Consider the following 17,725-nt stretch of genomic DNA (forward strand, 5'->3'; position numbering starts at 1 on the left):
TGTCACCTTCATCCATTAATTAATGAACTTCGCTAAATTTTGAAGTGATGACTTGTTTCAATTCGTCGATTGAAGTTTCAATCACTTCGCCTGTGGCACGTACTTTTACTTCAACGATTCCTTCACCGGCTTTTTTCCCGACGTTGACGCGAATCGGAAGACCGATCAAGTCTGCATCGGCAAATTTGACGCCCGCTCGTTCTTTTCGATCATCGAACAAGACATCGTACGTTTGGCCGAGCTCTTCATAAAGACGATTTGCAAGTTCAACTTGCACCTCATCTTTCGTGTTGATTGCAATCAAATGAAGATCGAACGGCGCCACGTTTCGTGGCCAGATGATTCCACGATCGTCATGATGTTGTTCGACGATGGCAGAAAGTGTCCGTGACACACCGATTCCATAGCAACCCATGATGAGTGGTTCAGCACGACCTTCTTCGTTTAAGAATGTCGCTCCCATCGCCTCTGAATAACGTGTCCCAAGTTTGAAGACTTGTCCGACTTCGATTCCGCGAGCGAAACGAACAGGACCCGACTCGTCAGGTGCTAAATCGCCTTCGACGACGAAACGTAAATCATGATAAGTCAATTCTGCTAGGTCACGCTCGGCATTCACGCCTGTGTAGTGCGTGTTTGCTTCGTTCGCTCCACAAACAGCGTCCACGAGATACTTGACCGCATAGTCGGCAACGACTTTAACTGGCGCATGGATTGGTCCGAGCGTACCTGGTGCACACTTGAACAACTCGACGATTTTTGCCTCATCTTCGAGTTGAATATCGAGTCCACCGAGTGCGTTCTTCACTTTGACCTCGTTCGCTTCGTGGTCGCCACGAACGATTGCCATCACCGTCTCTCCATCCACATTAAATAGGACAGATTTGATGGTCGTCTTTGGATCGACGTTCAAGAATTTCGCTACGTCTTCAATCGTGCGATTTTCTTCCGTGTCCACTTTTTCGAGTGGACGTACGTCAGCTTGTTGCATCTCATAACGGTCGAGTGTTTCTGCCATTTCAATGTTCGCCGCATAGTTCGATGAATCGGTATAAACGATCGTGTCTTCACCGATATCAGCGAGCGCTTGGAATTCGTGCGTATCTTTCCCGCCGATTGCTCCAGAGTCTGCGACGACCGGACGATACTTAAGACCTGTGCGGTCGAAGATGCGTGAGTACGCGTTATACATGTTTGTATATTCTTCGTCTAAGTCTTCTTGTGTCGCGTGGAATGAGTATGCATCCTTCATCAAGAACTCACGTCCGCGAAGCAATCCAAAGCGCGGACGACGTTCATCGCGATACTTCGTTTGAATCTGATACAAGTTCATCGGAAGTTTTTTATACGAGTTGAGCTCGTCTCGGACGATTGATGTGATCAATTCTTCGTGTGTCGCACCGAGTGCGAAGCGACGGTCATGGCGGTCAGTCAATCGCATCAATTCAGGACCATAAATACCCCAACGTCCCGTCTCTTCCCATAGTTCTGCCGGTTGGATGGCCGGCATCAATAACTCTTGTGCACCCGCACGATTCATCTCTTCACGGATGATTGATTGGATGTTGTGTAACACTTTATGTCCGAGTGGAAGATAAGAATAGATTCCTGCCGCATTTTGACGGATGAATCCTCCACGGACGAGAAGTTGATGGCTGACCGCTTCCGCGTCAGCCGGTACTTCTCTCAATGTAGGCATGAGCAATCTAGATTGTTTCATACAGTTCAACGTTTCCCTTCTCTACAAACAGCTTATTTAAAGAATGATTGAATGTCGTTCCAAGTGACAATCAACATTAAGATCATCAATAAAGCGAACCCGATAAAGTGGACGAATCCTTCCTTTTTCGGATCAATTGGACGCCCTCGCACCGCTTCGAATAAGAGGAAAATCAAACGTCCTCCATCCAAAGCCGGGAGTGGGAGCAAGTTGAAGATGGCGAGGTTGACAGAAAGGAGCGCTGTCCAGTTCAACAGCATAATCAAACCGCTCGCTGCCACTTCGTCTGTCATCCGTACGATTCCTACAGGTCCTGCCAATTGATCGACACCAACTTGTCCTGTCACCAAATCACCGACGGCTGAGAAGATGAGGGTGGACATCGTCCACGTCGTCTCAGCACCTGTCGTCACGGCTTTGACCGGTGAACGCTCTAATGCGTTTGTGACACCAAGAATCCCGACCGTTTCGCCATTTTGTTCAACCGCTTGTGGTGTGACGGTGACAGTCGCCTCTTCACCATCGCGGACGTATGTGACGTCTGTTGGCGTATCGGCACGTTCAGCTAGAGCCGTGCGCAAGTCGAGCCAATCCGTGACTGGTTCGCCTTCAATCGAAACAATTTCATCTCCACTCATCAACCCTGCCTCATCAGCGGCTGAATCAGGTTGAACGGTACCGATTTGACCATCGTTCGTCGGCGTTCCTTGAACGAGACCCACGATAATGAGCAAGATGAACGCTAACACGAAATTCATCGCTGGACCGGCTGCAATCGCCAAGACCCGTTTCCATACCGATTGGGCACCGAACGTGCGATCATACGGTGCGATTTGAATTTCCATCCCTTGGTCGACAAGAAGTGTATCCCGTTCTAACGAATAGACACGCACTTCCTCATCGATGAGGAGCTGTACTTTTAATTCATGCGTCGCGTCAAATTTATCGACGGTACCGACGACTTGAACATCCGTAGCGGTGTCCGGCTGAAAATAAACCCGATCCACTGTGCCTTGTTCGGTTAAACGAAGTCCAACGTGTTGCCCTGCACGTACTTCAATCGGTTCGAAATCTTCCCCAGCCATTTTGACATAGCCACCGATTGGTAAGAGACGGATGGTATAGAGCGTTTCATTTTTACGGAATGAAACAATTTTCGGACCGAATCCGATTGCAAACTCGTGACAGAGAATGCCTGCCCGTTTCGCCATGACGAGGTGTCCCCACTCGTGTACAGAAATGAGAACCCCGAACATCAGGACGATGGCGATAAAAGTCGTCATGATTTATTCCCCACCTTCAATTCCTTGCTGAATCTGTTGACGTACTGCCCGGTCTACTTCTAGAATTTGTGCGAGCGTCGGTTCGGCAATCACTTCATGTTGAGCCATCGCATCTTCAACGAGTCGTTCAATTTCTAAGAACGTGATCTGACCGTTTAGGAACAGATCCACTGCCATTTCATTGGCCGCATTCAGGACTGTCGGCATCGAGCCGCCGATTCTTCCTGCTTCAAACGCTAACCGAAGTGCCGGATAACGGTTGAAATCAGCCTCTTGAAAATGTAGCTTACCGATTTCTTTCAAGTTTAACCGCTTATTCCCCTCAATTTCAAGCCGCTTCGGTTCCGAAAGCGCATAGAGAATCGGTCCCCGCATATCCGGGTTTCCGAGCTGTGCCATCACGGCTGCATCTTTAAATTCGACCATCGAGTGAATAATCGATTCACGATGCAAGATGACTTCAATATCATTATAATCGATATCGAACAGCCAGTGTGCCTCGATCACCTCGAGCCCTTTATTAAACATTGTCGCAGAATCGATTGTGATTTTCGCCCCCATCGACCAGTTCGGATGATTCAATGCATCTTCAACCGTCACGTCGGCTAATTCTTCCCGCGAACGGTCACGGAAGCTTCCACCAGACGCTGTTAAAATAATTTTTGAAACATCTTCTCTTCGTTCCCCATTCAAACATTGGTAGATGGCAGAATGCTCGCTATCGACCGGTAAAAGTTTAACTCCATGTTCTTTTACGGCCGCCTTGACGAGGTGCCCTGCCGTAACGAGTGTTTCTTTGTTGGCGAGTGCAATATCTTTTCCTGCTTGAATCGCAGCAAGCGTCGGCTCGAGACCGACCGCTCCCACGACTGCTGTCACGACGATATCCGCGCGTTCTGCCGTCGCACACTCTTTGAGACCTTCAGGACCGATGAAATATAGAGGTTCATATGTAAGGCGCGGCTTCAATTGTTCGAGTACCTCGATACTTGTCGCCGACACATATTTTGGTCTAAGTCGATTGATCCATTCCGTGGCGACATCGACGTTCGTGCCGAACGCATACGCCTCTAATTCAAACAGGTCGGGGTGCTGTTCGATGACGTCACATGTCTGCACGCCAATCGAACCTGTCGCCCCAATTAAGCTAATTCGCTTCATCTCGACACTCCTTCTTATAGCAGATTAAACACCCAAATGACGGTAAAGACCGCAATCATACTGTCGAACCGGTCAAGGATTCCTCCATGCCCAGGTAAGAGATGACCCGAATCTTTTACTCCGAACTGACGTTTATAAGCGGATTGTACCAAATCACCGAGCTGTCCGACGACAGCAACGACAATGGCTAAAATAATCACTTCTAATACGGGTAAAATCGGATCGATCCAGACGAAGATGATGCCGAGTACAATGGCTGATACAATTCCACCGATTGCCCCTTCGATCGTCTTATTCGGGCTGATTGAGGGCCATAATTTTGCCTTCCCGAACGCCTTTCCAGTGAAATAGGCTCCAGAATCCGTCGCCCAAATCATGAACAAGATGAGCAACACTTTTGACAACCCATCGTCAGACAGGCGTACGAGCGCGAAACTCGAGAAACCGACGACCAAGTAGACAGCGGATACGAAATAGAATCCTGCATCTTCATACGTGAATCGATTTTTTGTGACGACCGTCCAAAACAGTAATAACACAAGCCCTAATACGAGCCACTGTTCAATAGTAAACGGCATCTCGTCCGTGACGATTCGCGTTTCCAGTAACAACAAGACAAACGGGAAAGCAACGAGGAGCGATGTCACTAAAAATGGGAATGCCAACAGTTTATGTTTTCGCATCAACGTAAACTCGCTCAATCCAATGAGAGCGAGAATCCCCATTAAAGAAACAAAGGCGTTACCACCAAGTGCGATGACGGTAATAAAGATTGCGCCCGCCCAAAGTCCTGTAATAATTCGTGTCTTCATGTTACACCCCACCAAAACGTCGCGTGCGCGCGTTGTAAGATTCAATCGCTTCTACAAAATGCTCACGCTTAAATTCCGGCCACAATACTTCTGTAAAGTGGAGTTCAGCATATGCGCTTTGCCAAAGTAAAAAGTTTGAGAGTCGTTGTTCACCGCTTGTACGTATGATGAGGTCCACATCTTGAACGTGAGTCATGAGACGTTCACCGATTAACTGATCATCCACGGCGTCTGACATTAGCATACCAGACTGTACATCCTCGGCAATGCTACGCATCGCTTGGACGAGCTCATCCCGACCACCGTAATTGAGTGCGAAGACGAGTTTCAAGCCTGTATTTGTGGCAGTCCGTTCTCTCGCCTGATCGACAGCCTCCCGCGTCTCGCGTGGAAGCTTCGTCGTGTCCCCAGCGACAAGCACCTGGACGTTCTGTTCATGAAGTTCCTTCAAATCGGTCTCTAAAAACTGTTTCGGCAACTTCATCAAGAATGAGACTTCCTCTTCCGGACGAGTCCAGTTCTCCGTAGAGAACGCGTAAAGCGTCAGTGATTGAATCCCGAGTTCTTGCGCTGTCCGAACCGCTTCACGGATTGACTTCATCCCTTCTCGGTGACCCATGATGCGAGGGAGACCACGTTTTTTGGCCCAACGTCCATTTCCATCCATGATGATGGCTACGTGCTCAGGAACACTTAATTCTGCCTCGATTTTTGTTTTAGGATTCACCCATTTAAACATTCTGTTATCCTCCTGATTGTATGAAAGAAGGACCCTCTCAGAAAAAGGGTCCCCACACAGCTTTTTGGTATACCACTTCCGTGATTACACTTCCATGATTTCTTTTTCTTTCGTTGCTGCAGATTCATCAATCTTCTTGATATACGAATCCGTCAACGTTTGAACGTCATCTGCATATCCGCGGAGATCGTCTTCTGTTAACTCGCCATCTTTTTCGAGTTTTTTCAAGTTTTCATTGGCATCACGGCGAACGTTACGGACAGCGACTTTCGCCTCTTCCGCATATTTCTTCGTGATTTTAACCAATTCTTTACGACGTTCTTCCGTCAAGGCAGGAATCGCCAAACGGATGACTGTTCCGTCAGAAGATGGAGACAAGCCGAGGTCTGCCTTTTGAATCGCTTTTTCTACTTCTGAAACCATTGATTTATCCCATGGTTGAATCAAGAGCAAGCGCGCTTCTGGTGTATTGATGTTTGCTACTTGATTGAGTGGTGTCGGAACACCGTAGTAATCAACTTGAACAGGATCCAAAATCGATGCGCTGGCACGGCCAGTGCGAAGCGTACCAAAATCACGTTTCAGTGACGTGTGCGCTTTTTCCATTTTTTCTTCAGCTGTTTGCAATACTTCTTTGACACTCATGAATTGACTCCTCCTACTACCGTCCCGATATGTTCCCCGAGTACGACACGTTTAATGTTACCTTCTTCAAGCAATGAGAATACAATCAATGGAATGTGATTGTCCATACAGAGTGATGTTGCCGTTGAGTCCATGACTTGAAGCCCGTCTTTTAAGACATCAAGGTATGACAACGACTCATATTTCACTGCAGTGGCATCCAATTTCGGATCAGCAGAGTAGACGCCGTCCACATTGTTTTTACCCATTAAAATGACATCGGCTTCGATTTCAGCAGCGCGAAGCGCAGCTGTCGTATCCGTTGAGAAATATGGGTTTCCTGTACCCGCTGCAAAGATGACGACGCGACCTTTTTCAAGGTGACGCATTGCCCGGCGACGAATGTATGGCTCAGCAACTTGTCGCATTTCAATTGATGTTTGGACACGCGTTTGGACACCATACGTTTCAAGGCTGTCTTGAAGGGCAAGTGAGTTTAAGACAGTGGCGAGCATTCCCATGTAGTCTGCGTTTGCCCGGTCCATTCCAAGTTCACTACCCGTCTTTCCACGCCAAATGTTTCCGGCACCAACAACCACGGCCACTTCTACACCCATCTCGATCAATTCTTTAATTTGATTTGAGATTGAGTTTACAATGTTAGGGTCAATCCCATAACCTTGATCTCCAGCGAGCGCTTCTCCACTCAATTTTAACACAATTCGTTTATATTTCGGTTCCATAACTTTGCCTCCTCTTGCTTGAAAAAAGGGAACACGCTCCCTTAACGAACTAACTCAAGGTTATAAAGACGTGTTCCCAATTTTGAATGCATCATATACGATGACGCAGATTATTTTTTAAGTTGGTTCATAACTTCTTCAGCAAAGTTCTCTTCACGTTTCTCCATACCTTCTCCTACTTCGAAGCGTACGAATGAGTTGACTTTCCCGCCTTTAGATTCTACATACTTACCAACTTTGAAGTCGCCGTCTTTTACGAACGTTTGGTCTACGAGGCAGATTTCCTCGAAGTACTTGTTCATGCGACCAGCAATCATCTTCTCAACGATGTTAGCAGGTTTGCCTTCGTTAAGAGCTTGCTCAGTCAAGACTTTCTTCTCACGGTCGATTTCTTCAGCTGATACTTCATCGCGTGTCGCGTAAAGTGGACGTGCTGCTGCAACGTGCATTGCAACGTCTTTTGCAACCGTTTCGTCAGACGTGCCGTCGATTACGACGACAGAACCGATGCGACCACCCATGTGGAGGTACGTACCGAATACAGCGTCGTCAGCTTTTTCAAGAACAGCTACACGGCGGAGTGAGATTTTCTCTCCGATTGTAGAAGCTTCTTCTTGGATGTACGTTTCAAGCGTTTTGCCTGCTTCGTAATCAGCTGCGAGTGCTGCTTCTGCAGTTGTTGAACCTGAAGCGAGTACTGCTTTCGCTACGTTGTTGACGAGTGTTTGGAACTTCTCGTTCTTCGCAACGAAATCTGTTTCTGAGTTGATTTCGACAAGCACAGCTTTGTTGCCTTCAACTGCTACTGCTGTCAAACCTTCAGCGGCGATACGATCACCTTTTGATGCTGCTTTAGCGATTCCTTTTTCGCGAAGGAAGTCGATTGCTGCTTGCATGTCACCGTCTGTTTCAACGAGTGCTTTTTTGCAATCGAGCATTCCTGCTCCTGTTTTTTCACGAAGTTCTTTTACCATTGCTGCTGTAACTGCCATCGGAAATTCCTCCTTGTAAAACTTACGAATTTTAAGAAAAAGCACGAGGCTTTTTGAATACTTGTCCTAAAAAAAGGTGATAAAAGGCTTTCCCTTTATCACCTATTGTCTCACTGATTACTCAGCTTCTGTAGCTTCAGCTTCTGTCGCTACAGCTTCTTCAGCAACTTCTTCTTCACCTTGCTTCGCTTCGATAATTGCGTCTGCCATTTTCGAAGTGAGCAATTTAACTGCACGAATTGCATCGTCGTTCGCTGGGATTACGTAGTCGATTTCATCTGGGTCACAGTTTGTGTCGACAATCGCAACGATTGGGATGTTCAATTTGTGAGCTTCCGCGATTGCGATACGCTCTTTACGTGGGTCAACGATGAAGAGGGCGTCAGGCACACCAGGCATATCCTTGATTCCGCCGAGGAACTTCTCAAGACGAGTCATTTCTTTTTTCAAGATGATGACTTCTTTCTTAGGAAGTACTTCGAACGTGCCGTCTTCTTCCATTTTTTCGAGTTGCTTCAAGCGGTTAATACGCTTTTTGATTGTTGAGAAGTTAGTGAGTGTTCCACCCAACCAACGCTCGTTAATGAAGAACATACCAGAACGGATTGCTTCTTCTTTGATTGTATCTTGAGCTTGTTTTTTCGTACCTACGAAGAGGACGTTTCCGCCTTCTGCCGCGAGTTCACGAACAAAGTTGTAAGCTTCGTCTACTTTTTTGACCGTTTTTTGAAGGTCGATGATGTAGATCCCGTTACGCTCTGTGAAGATGTATTTCGCCATTTTTGGGTTCCAACGGCGTGTTTGGTGACCGAAGTGTACACCAGCTTCAAGCAATTGCTTCATTGAAATTACTGCCATGATAAATTTCCTCCTTGTGGTTTAAAAAAGTCCTCCGCCTCGTTCATTGTTGTATTCCGACCTTTCGGCACCGAGGAATATCATCCCGAGACGTGTGTGATGTGTTTAACACCGAGAACTACTATAGCATATGTCACGAAATCCGGCAACTCTCACTTTTTGCGAAGTTTCGCATATAGCGCGAGTTCACCTTCCCCTTTTCCGAGGATGCGGGCCGCGTCTCGAACCGAGTGGCGCAGTAACACATCGTCTACGTCAACCGACGTTGTTGAGTTCTCTTCATTCAACTCATCGGACACGGACTCAATCTTTGCTTCAACAAGTATCGAGTCTTCCTGATGAACGTCCGCTTTACGCTCTACCGGTTCCTTCGTGACAAGGTCGTTCATCGACTCCATGAACGAGAGAAGCAACGTCTCCGTTTCATGCTTCTCCCGTTCGAGTCGTTCGATCCGTTCTTGTAACGTCTGGACTTGACGGTATCCGAATAAAAAACCGTAAGCAACCAAACAAGCCGTTACTACATACACAATATACACTTGTTCATCTCCTCACGATGTCTTTTCTTCTAAATAGGACCGTCCAAGCGCTTGTTTCAATGTCTTCAAGGCCTTTGAATGAATTTGAGAAATGCGGGAAGTCGATAGTTCGAGCACTTCCCCAATCTCAGTCAATGTCAATTCATCAAAATAAAATAACGATACGACGAGCCGTTCTTTTTCCGATAGATGGTCCACTTCTGTCGCGAGCACGTCAATCAATTCTCGTTGAAGGAGTGTGTCTTCTGGTTTTTCGGAGTCCGGGTCGAAGTACGTGACTGACATCACTTTGCCTTCCTCTTGTAACGTCACGGCCTCGTCGATCGACAACATGTTGGCGAAATACCCTTCTGCCATCGTTCGTTCGATTTCTGAAATAGGAAGATCACAAGCAGCCGCCAACTCATTCTTCGTCGGAGCGCGATGAAGTGATTGTTCAAGTTGTTCTGCTACCTGATCGATTTTTTTCACTTTCTCACGAACCGAACGAGGTAACCAGTCTACTTTGCGCAATCCATCGATAATGGCTCCTCGAATTCGAAACGCAGCGTACGTATCAAATTTATTATTATGCTCTGGATCATATTTCATAAGGGCATCGTACAATCCCATGTAACCCAAACTTTTCAATTCGTCGCGTTCGACGCTCTTTGGAAGCGTCACGATCATCCGTTGTACGTGGTAGTGGATGAGAAACTCGTAATGTGTTAGTAATTCGTTTGCTGTATCCATATCACGGTCCGTATTCCAGCGATCCCACAACTGTGTAAGATGAGTCGTCATGTCGATCCCCCCTTATAGTTCTTTCGTACCTACGCTCACCGTCCGAATCGATAAGACCGATGTCGCAACATCGAACTCAATCGTCCGTCCGTTATGACCGCCGCAATCTTCGGCCACGAGCGGAATCCGATGAACCTTTAATGCTTGACGAATCGCCTCGGCGTTTCGTTCGCCGATTCGCATCGCTTCATTCTCATATTTGAATTGAAACATTTGTGCCCCACCAGCCATTTTCGCTTGTAGCCGCGTCGCTCCCTCTCGTTTGAGAGAACGGACGAGCGTATCGATGGCTGTGTCCGCATATTTTCCTACTTCAATCGCTTGATTCTTCCGCGCAATGGTCGAGTCAGGTAACATGACATGCGCCATTGCCGCCAATTGGAGACGAGTGTCATATAAGATGACACCTACGCACGAACCAAGTCCGGCTGTCCGTAACCGATTCGGTGCCGTCGTTTGCTTCCACTCGGCGATGCCAATTTTTAAAACGTCAGCCATGACCAATCAACCGTTCTTGAATGCGTTTGAGTGAACCATGTGTTGGTAGGAACAACACATGTCCTGCACTTACTTTTTGATCAATCATAAAGGTCGTATCGATATACAGTGCGGCGTCTTCCTCGGGTTGAACCGATGTGACGACAAACTCGACGATCGATCCTGCCATATCGATGGCGGTAGCCGGTACTTGAATCATGATTGGAGTCTGCAACCAATCGCCTAATGCACGTGCGTACGCACCACTCATAATATTCCCGACCTCTTCCCAGGCCGATTGTCCGAGTTCATCACCAGATTGGAACGAGAACGGCATGCCGATCAAAGTCGAGACCATCTGCTCGGCGTCCTCGACAGCGAATAAAATAAGAATCATGCCACGAATCTCACCGTCTAACTCGAGCAGCACCGAAGCGACATGTCGCTCCGGACCACCAACCCGGTCTGGCAAATAGGAAATCGGTTCCATCTCTGCAGAAGAAACCGTGATGTTGACCGGTTTCGCTAACATAGCGGATAAAGCAGTTGCCGCATGCCCAGACCCTATATTTCCCAGTTCCTTTAACAAATCTTGCTCAAACTCACTCAGCATACTGTTCCTCAAACAACGCATTCGCATCGAGAAGCGAGAAGAGTTTATCTTCCCCTTTGGCGATTGCGGTCAAGTGTGCTGAAATCATGTCGCGACTCGATTCCGGAATTGGTTCGATTCGTACTTCATCACTTTCGACAACTTCGTTTGCACGGTCGACGATGAAGCCTGCATCTCCTTGATTCAATGATGCGATTAAAATACGCGTCTCATCCGTCGGTTCGACTTCTTCATAACCGAGACGTAAACGAAGGTCGATGACCGGTGTGACGACACCCCGAAGGTTGATGACCCCTTTCACGTGTGACGGGGCGTTCGGGACGCGTGTGATTGGCTGAAGCCGCTCGATTGAACGGACCGATTGCACATCGATCCCGTACGTATTTTCTTCAAGTGAAAAGACTACCCATTTCTGTTCCATCCAAATTCCTCCTTAAAAGAGATCGTTACTATCTACGATAAGGGCGACGCGACCGTCACCAAGTATGGTCGCACCTGAGATAGCTGGAATCCCTTCAAGATACGTACCGAGCGGTTTCATGACAATTTCTTGTTGGCCAATCAAATCGTTAACGACAACGCCAACGAGTTTGTTGCCTTTTCGAACGACGACGACCGGGAATTGGGATTTCGTCTCTGATTCGATTCCGAACATTTCTTTCAAATAGACGAGTGGAACCAATTGCCCACGGAAATCAAAGACGCGCTCACGATGCGCCGTCAAAATGTCTGCCTCATCAAGTAAAGTCGTCTCAAGAATCGATGACAACGGAATCGCATACGATTCCTCGCCGACTTGTACGAGCATGGCCGAGATAATCGAGAGGGTGAGTGGCAAGCTGACTTGGAATTTTGTCCCTTGTCCCGCTACCGTCTCTAACGAAACGACACCACCGAGCGACTCGATTTTATTTTTGACGACATCGAGCCCGACACCACGACCTGAAAGGTCTGTCACCACGTCTGCTGTCGAGAAACCTGGGGCGAAGATCAACATCGCCAACTCATTCTCAGACATCATGGTCGCCTCTTCATCTGAAATGACGCCACGTTCTAGCGCTTTTGAACGAACTTTGTCGACATTGATCCCTGCGCCGTCATCTTCAATTTCGATGAAGACACGGTTCCCACCGTGATAAGCACGAAGGGCGAGCATGCCTTGCTCCGGCTTCCCAGCTTGTACGCGTACTTCTGGACGTTCGATTCCATGGTCGATTGCATTACGAATCAAGTGAACGAGCGGGTCGCCAATCTCATCGATGACCGTCCGATCTAGTTCTGTCTCCGCACCCGAAATATCCAATTGAACTTTCTTATGGATTTCTTTTGCAACCGAGCGCACCATACGCGGGAAGCGATTGAACACTTGTTCGATCGGCATCATGCGAAGTGTCAAGACGAGAGATTGTAGTTCGTTCGTACCTCGTTTGATTTTTTCAACGGTTTCATTTAATTCTGGTTGCCCCACCTCGTCAGCAAGTCGTTCCAAACGTCCACGATCGATGATGAATTCTTCGAACAAGTTCATGAGACGATCGATTCGTTCCAAGTTGACACGAATCGTCTTCGCTTGAGCCTGGGCCGCAACTTGTTCTTTCGTATCTTTCGTATCTTTTTCTTCCTGGTCTGGAGCTGTCTGCACTACTGGTTCTGGGACTACCGCTTCGGCTGTCACTGCGACTTCTGGTTCGCTTTCTGACGCTCCTGTGAACACATTGACTTCAACACGTTCCACTTCCGACACCTGGGCGATGGCGTGTTCGATGACTTCTGCTGTCTCTTGTGAGAGGAACAAAACGTCAAACGACAAGTCGAATTGCTCTTGTTCAATTTCTTCTGTTTCCGGATGTGTCCGTACCACTTCACCTAATTCTTGAAGGCGATCAAACACCATGTACGCCCGAGCCGCCTTTAAGACGACAGCGTCTGATAGTTTCACAGTGATTTGATACGCTTCAAACCCAGTCTGCTTCGCCTGGTCGATGACCGAGTTTGTGTAAAGGTCGACGTCGAAAGTACTCGACTCTTTCGCTTCAGTGACCACGACCTCTTTTCCACCGATGAATGATTGGAATGCGGCAACTGTTTCAGAAACATCAACGTTTGCCCCTTGTCCCCCGTTCTCGATGTCGGCAATCATGTCTTCCATTTGTTCCATCGCGATGAACATCGTATCCAACAAAAGTTGGTTGCTTTCTTTCTTACCGCCACGAACGAGGTCGAGTGCACTTTCCATCTCATGCGTTAAATTGGCAACGCGTTCGTACCCCATCGTCGAAGACATCCCTTTTAACGTATGCGCAGACCGGAAAATCTCTTGAACGACATCCGCCCCACCCGACTGTTCTAACTTAAGTAACTGTGTGTTGATTGATTGGATATGTTCTTGGGATTCATCTAAAAACAACCCTAAGTATTCGTTCACGTCCATCTTCTTTGCCTCCCTGTCGTTATACTCGGTTCCATTGTTTCCGTAAGTTCCCCATCAAACGGTCCATCAAGTGACGTGGTTTTGGAGGCGTTCCCGTAAGCGTTGTCAAAATTCGTTCGAGCCGCCAGCTAATATCACTTTTTCGATTGTATTGATAAAACGGGACTTGGGCGATGACAGCCTTTCGGACTGAAGGGTCATCCGGTAAAAATCCGAGGAATCGAATCGTCTTATTTAAGAACTGCTTGCATGCGACTTCCATCCGTTCGAAACATTGCAGTGCTTCCTCTCCAGACTGAGCTCGGTTTACGATGACGCCGAGTGGTAAGTCGGGATATTGATGATGCACTAGTTTTGTATATGCGTACCCGTCCATGAGCGAAGTCGGTTCCGGTGTTAAAATCAAAAACATTTCGTCACACCCCGCAATAAATTGCAGGGAGGTGTCCGTCGCCCCGGCGCCCATATCGAAGAGGACGTAATCATATGCGGTCAGTACTTCGAGTTCTCGCATGAGAAATTGCATGTCATCATCTGAGAGATGGACGAGTTGGTCTTGTCCACTCCCTCCATGTAATATATCGACACCATGCACATTTTTCTGAACAGCTGCAGCCAATGGAATACGAGCTTTTACGGACTCGATCATCGTTCTCGACTTCATTGCGTTCATCAAGATGTGAACGTTGGCCATGCCGATATCAAAGTCAACGATCAACACCCGTTTTCCGAGCTCCGAAAGGGCGATTGCCGTATTGACGCAAACGTTCGTCTTTCCAACGCCGCCTTTCCCGCTCGCAAAAGCGATGGTCGTCGGATGGACATCATTGATTGCTCTTAAACGCCTTGCTTGGTCCATCTGGCCCACCCTTCTTTCTCAAACAGCCGTTTCGTCAACGCCTCCGCATCTCCTCGAATCAAATCATCTGGCACTTCTTGACCGTCTGTCATCCATGCGACAGGCAGTCCACTCTTTTTCACCATTCGATACATCGCGTGGATGTCACTCGTCTCATCCGCTTTTGTGAAGATGAGCGAACTGAGGGGGAGAGATTCGAATTGGGAATAGATCATGTCCATATCTTTCATTTTGGATGTCAAACTCAATACAAGCGATAGACTCGTTTCCGTGAAGTCATGATGCTCGTGAAACTGTTCCACATATGCTGGGTCTCGGAAGTTTCGACCTGCCGTATCGATCAATACAATATCTTTTCGGGCAAATAATTGCTTCGCTCGCTTAAAGTCATGAAAGTCATACGCTACTTCAACGGGGATGTTCATGATTTCTGCATACGTCTTCAACTGTTCGATGGCCGCGATTCGATATGTATCTGTCGTAATCAGCCCAACCGTTTTGCCTTCTGTTAATTTGAAATGCGCAGCTAGTTTGGCAAGGGTAGTCGTCTTCCCGACACCCGTCGGTCCAACGAGCATGACATAACGTTTCGCTTCAGGCGGGTCGATAAAGGATGACTTGACTTGCTCATACACGAATCGTTCGGCTACCTCTACTGATTTCGTCGTATAATACAACTCGTTCAACGTCTCTTCCCATGCCTCTTCTGCGAACGACTCCGTCGAAAGTAACGCGTCAATGTGTTGCAGTGACGAGTGGAGCCGTGGTGCTGTCCCTCCTACCATACGAGGTGTTGACGGTACTTGAGGTGATGGCGTTGGTGCAGGTGCAGGCGATGACGTCGGATCTGGTTGAACCGAGTCGGGTCGCCTTGGCTTCGTGACCGCCTTCTCTTTTTCGAGTGCGGCGATGACTTCCACTTGTTTCGAAGCGAATAAACCAAACCATCCGGTCTTCACTTGCCGCGAGTTGAGGATGACCGCTTCATCACCTAGCTCTTGCTTCACTTTCGTCATCGCCTCAGCCATCGTTTTCGCTGTATATTTTTTAATTTGCATTTAAATCACCCCAATACTTTTCACTTCGACGGAACTGAGTAACTCGTTATAGGCCAAAACAGGCACATCTGGATAGTATCGTTCGAGCAACTGTCGGACGAACAATCGAATCGTTGGTGAGCATAAAATCACCGCTGACGCACCGTAGCGTTCGAACATCGACAATTGTTCTCCCGTACGTTCGATGATCTCACGTGCTTGCTCCGGATCGAGCGCCAAATAGTTCCCAAACTCGGTCTTCTGTACGGCATCTTGAACGGTCTGTTCCGTCTGACCACCTAACGTGACCACATACAATGGACCTTCTGGTGGCTTGACTTGGTCGGTCAGCTGACGTGACAATCCTTGGCGACAATATTCCCCAAGGATTTCTGCATCTTTCGTCACCTTTCCGTAGTCTGCCATCGTCTCGAACAAGAGAGGCAAGTTTCGAATCGATACGTTCTCTTGTAATAAGTGACGCAGCACTTTTTGAATTTCACCGATCGAGAGGACTGAAGGCGTTACATCTTCTACAAGAACCGGATGGGTTTCCTTCAAGTGCTCGACGAGTTGTTTCGTTTCTTCACGACCGAGTAAATCAGCGGCATGTTTTTTCAGCGTTTCGGTCAAATGTGTCGCGACAACGGACGGTGGGTCTACGACAGTGTACCCACTCATTTCAGCTCGCGTCCGTGTCTCCTCATCAATCCAAAGGGCAGGAAGGCCGAATGCCGGTTCTGTCGTTTCAATCCCGTATACTTCTGGGTCTTCAATCCCCGGACTCATCGCCAAGTAGTGGTCGAGTAACAACTCCCCTTCTGCAACGACGTTTCCTTTCACCTTGATGCGATACGCGTTCGGCGAGAGTTGTAGGTGGTCGCGAATGCGAACAGTCGGCAAGATGAAGCCGAGTTCGAGTGCTAGCTGACGACGAATCATGACGACACGATCTAACAAGTCACCGCCTTGTGACTCATCCGCAAGGGGAATCAAGCCGTATCCGAACTCGAATTCAATCGAATCGATTTGTAAGAGTGAGACGACAGATTCTGTCGGAGCCGTCGAAGGTTCTTCTTCCATGATTGGTTCCTCCGTCGCCTGCCTAATGTTTCGTCGCATCGTATAAGCTCCGAAGAACGCCGTACCTGCAATGATCATCGTCACCGGAATAAGTGGGGGTGACACGAAACCAAGCATGAAGACAATGCCGCCTGCGATATAGAGAAGCGATGGGTTTTGACCGAGCTGGTCGATGACATCCTCCCCTAAATTACCGTCTGAGACGGCACGGGTCACGATGATCCCGGTCGCCGTCGAAATCAAGAGTGCCGGGATTTGGCTGACGAGTCCGTCCCCAATCGTCATGAGCGAGAACGTTTGGAACGCCTCCCCGACCGGTAGTCCCATTTGAACGACACCGATGATGATCCCGAAGATCAAGTTAATCGTCACGATGATGATTCCGGCGATGGCATCCCCTTTGACGAACTTGGATGCCCCATCCATCGAACCGTAGAAGTCCGCTTCACTTTGAATTTTACGGCGACGCATCTGAGCTTCCTTGTCATCAATCAATCCGGAGTTCAAGTCAGCATCGATGGCCATCTGTTTCCCTGGCATCGCATCGAGCGTGAAGCGGGCAGATACCTCAGATACACGCTCGGCACCTTTCGTGATGACAACGAACTGAATGATGACGAGGATCAGGAAGACGACGAATCCGACAAGGACATTTCCTCCGATTACGAAGTCACCAAACGTTGCAATGACTTCCCCTCCATACCCGTTCGAGAGGATCGAGCGGGTCGTCGATACGTTCAATCCGAGACGAAACAACGTCACAATCAATAAGAGAGAAGGGAATACGGAGAAGTCGAGCGCCTCTCTGGCATTCATCGCCACAAGTAAGATCATGAGGGCGATTAAAATATTTACGATGATTAAAAAGTCTAATAAAAAGCCCGGTAACGGGATGATCAGCATGATGACAATCATCAAGACACCAATCAAAACTGCAAAGTCTTTCGCTTTTACTGCCAACACATACTCCT

18 protein-coding genes are annotated in these 17,725 nt (G+C 48.0%); all 18 read right to left on the reverse strand.

Translation table 11 applies throughout. The features are described 5' to 3' along the window. Positions 1 to 19: 19 nt before the first annotated feature. On the reverse strand, positions 20 to 1,720 hold the full coding sequence (locus ACQKD4_RS07805) for a proline--tRNA ligase (protein WP_427372977.1): 1,701 nt from the start codon (positions 1,718 to 1,720) through the stop codon (positions 20 to 22). Positions 1,721 to 1,752: 32 nt separating this feature from the next. Further along, the gene (gene rseP / locus ACQKD4_RS07810) at positions 1,753 to 3,003 is read right to left on the reverse strand and encodes an RIP metalloprotease RseP (RefSeq protein WP_427372978.1); all 1,251 of its coding nucleotides are present in this window, start codon (positions 3,001 to 3,003) and stop codon (positions 1,753 to 1,755) included. Positions 3,004 to 3,006: 3 nt separating this feature from the next. Further along, positions 3,007 to 4,164 carry a 1-deoxy-D-xylulose-5-phosphate reductoisomerase gene (dxr, locus tag ACQKD4_RS07815; protein ID WP_427372979.1) on the reverse strand — a complete coding sequence of 386 codons (1,158 nt, stop codon included), beginning with the start codon at positions 4,162 to 4,164 and terminating at the stop codon, positions 3,007 to 3,009. Between the two features lie 14 nt (positions 4,165 to 4,178). After that, positions 4,179 to 4,976 carry a phosphatidate cytidylyltransferase gene (locus tag ACQKD4_RS07820; protein WP_214745433.1) on the reverse strand — a complete coding sequence of 266 codons (798 nt, stop codon included), beginning with the start codon at positions 4,974 to 4,976 and terminating at the stop codon, positions 4,179 to 4,181. 1 nt (position 4,977) lies between these two features. Further along, on the reverse strand, positions 4,978 to 5,715 hold the full coding sequence (locus tag ACQKD4_RS07825) for an isoprenyl transferase (protein ID WP_214745435.1): 738 nt from the start codon (positions 5,713 to 5,715) through the stop codon (positions 4,978 to 4,980). An 84-nt stretch (positions 5,716 to 5,799) separates the two neighbouring features. Next, positions 5,800 to 6,360 carry a ribosome recycling factor gene (frr, locus tag ACQKD4_RS07830; RefSeq protein WP_074034674.1) on the reverse strand — a complete coding sequence of 187 codons (561 nt, stop codon included), beginning with the start codon at positions 6,358 to 6,360 and terminating at the stop codon, positions 5,800 to 5,802. Then, positions 6,357 to 7,082 carry a UMP kinase gene (gene pyrH, locus ACQKD4_RS07835; RefSeq protein WP_074034675.1) on the reverse strand — a complete coding sequence of 242 codons (726 nt, stop codon included), beginning with the start codon at positions 7,080 to 7,082 and terminating at the stop codon, positions 6,357 to 6,359. Before pyrH ends, frr begins: the two co-directional genes overlap by 4 nt. A 110-nt stretch (positions 7,083 to 7,192) precedes the next feature. Beyond that, the gene (gene tsf / locus ACQKD4_RS07840) at positions 7,193 to 8,074 is read right to left on the reverse strand and encodes a translation elongation factor Ts (protein ID WP_427372980.1); all 882 of its coding nucleotides are present in this window, start codon (positions 8,072 to 8,074) and stop codon (positions 7,193 to 7,195) included. 117 nt (positions 8,075 to 8,191) lie between these two features. Beyond that, on the reverse strand, positions 8,192 to 8,932 hold the full coding sequence (rpsB, locus tag ACQKD4_RS07845; RefSeq protein WP_015881415.1) for a 30S ribosomal protein S2: 741 nt from the start codon (positions 8,930 to 8,932) through the stop codon (positions 8,192 to 8,194). A gap of 152 nt (positions 8,933 to 9,084) precedes the next feature. Further along, positions 9,085 to 9,471: a hypothetical protein gene (locus tag ACQKD4_RS07850; protein WP_427372981.1), complete on the reverse strand. Its 387-nt coding sequence runs from the start codon at positions 9,469 to 9,471 to the stop codon at positions 9,085 to 9,087. Positions 9,472 to 9,483: 12 nt separating this feature from the next. Beyond that, positions 9,484 to 10,254, reverse strand: coding sequence for a FliA/WhiG family RNA polymerase sigma factor (locus ACQKD4_RS07855; RefSeq protein WP_337873703.1), 771 nt, complete (start codon positions 10,252 to 10,254; stop codon positions 9,484 to 9,486). Between the two features lie 12 nt (positions 10,255 to 10,266). After that, positions 10,267 to 10,752, reverse strand: a complete 486-nt coding sequence (locus ACQKD4_RS07860) for a chemotaxis protein CheD (RefSeq protein WP_074034679.1) — start codon at positions 10,750 to 10,752, stop codon at positions 10,267 to 10,269. Continuing rightward, positions 10,745 to 11,344 carry a chemotaxis protein CheC gene (locus ACQKD4_RS07865; RefSeq protein WP_214691834.1) on the reverse strand — a complete coding sequence of 200 codons (600 nt, stop codon included), beginning with the start codon at positions 11,342 to 11,344 and terminating at the stop codon, positions 10,745 to 10,747. Before ACQKD4_RS07865 ends, ACQKD4_RS07860 begins: the two co-directional genes overlap by 8 nt. Continuing rightward, a complete protein-coding gene (locus tag ACQKD4_RS07870; RefSeq protein WP_214691833.1) occupies positions 11,334 to 11,765 on the reverse strand; it encodes a chemotaxis protein CheW in 432 nt (143 codons plus the stop codon). Before ACQKD4_RS07870 ends, ACQKD4_RS07865 begins: the two co-directional genes overlap by 11 nt. Positions 11,766 to 11,777: 12 nt before the next feature. Beyond that, positions 11,778 to 13,775 carry a chemotaxis protein CheW gene (locus ACQKD4_RS07875; protein WP_427372982.1) on the reverse strand — a complete coding sequence of 666 codons (1,998 nt, stop codon included), beginning with the start codon at positions 13,773 to 13,775 and terminating at the stop codon, positions 11,778 to 11,780. Positions 13,776 to 13,794: 19 nt separating this feature from the next. Then, the gene (locus ACQKD4_RS07880) at positions 13,795 to 14,634 is read right to left on the reverse strand and encodes a MinD/ParA family protein (RefSeq protein WP_214875479.1); all 840 of its coding nucleotides are present in this window, start codon (positions 14,632 to 14,634) and stop codon (positions 13,795 to 13,797) included. Further along, on the reverse strand, positions 14,613 to 15,692 hold the full coding sequence (locus tag ACQKD4_RS07885; protein ID WP_427372983.1) for a GTP-binding protein: 1,080 nt from the start codon (positions 15,690 to 15,692) through the stop codon (positions 14,613 to 14,615). The genes ACQKD4_RS07880 and ACQKD4_RS07885 overlap by 22 nt, the downstream gene beginning before the upstream one ends. Continuing rightward, positions 15,693 to 17,714 (reverse strand): flagellar biosynthesis protein FlhA, encoded by a 2,022-nt coding sequence (flhA, locus tag ACQKD4_RS07890; RefSeq protein ID WP_427372984.1) that lies wholly within the window; start codon positions 17,712 to 17,714, stop codon positions 15,693 to 15,695. Positions 17,715 to 17,725: the final 11 nt, after the last annotated feature.

Origin of the sequence: Exiguobacterium sp. NPDC077395 (genome assembly GCF_050269125.1) — a bacterium.
In the GTDB taxonomy this organism is placed as follows: domain Bacteria; phylum Bacillota; class Bacilli; order Exiguobacteriales; family Exiguobacteriaceae; genus Exiguobacterium; species Exiguobacterium aestuarii_A.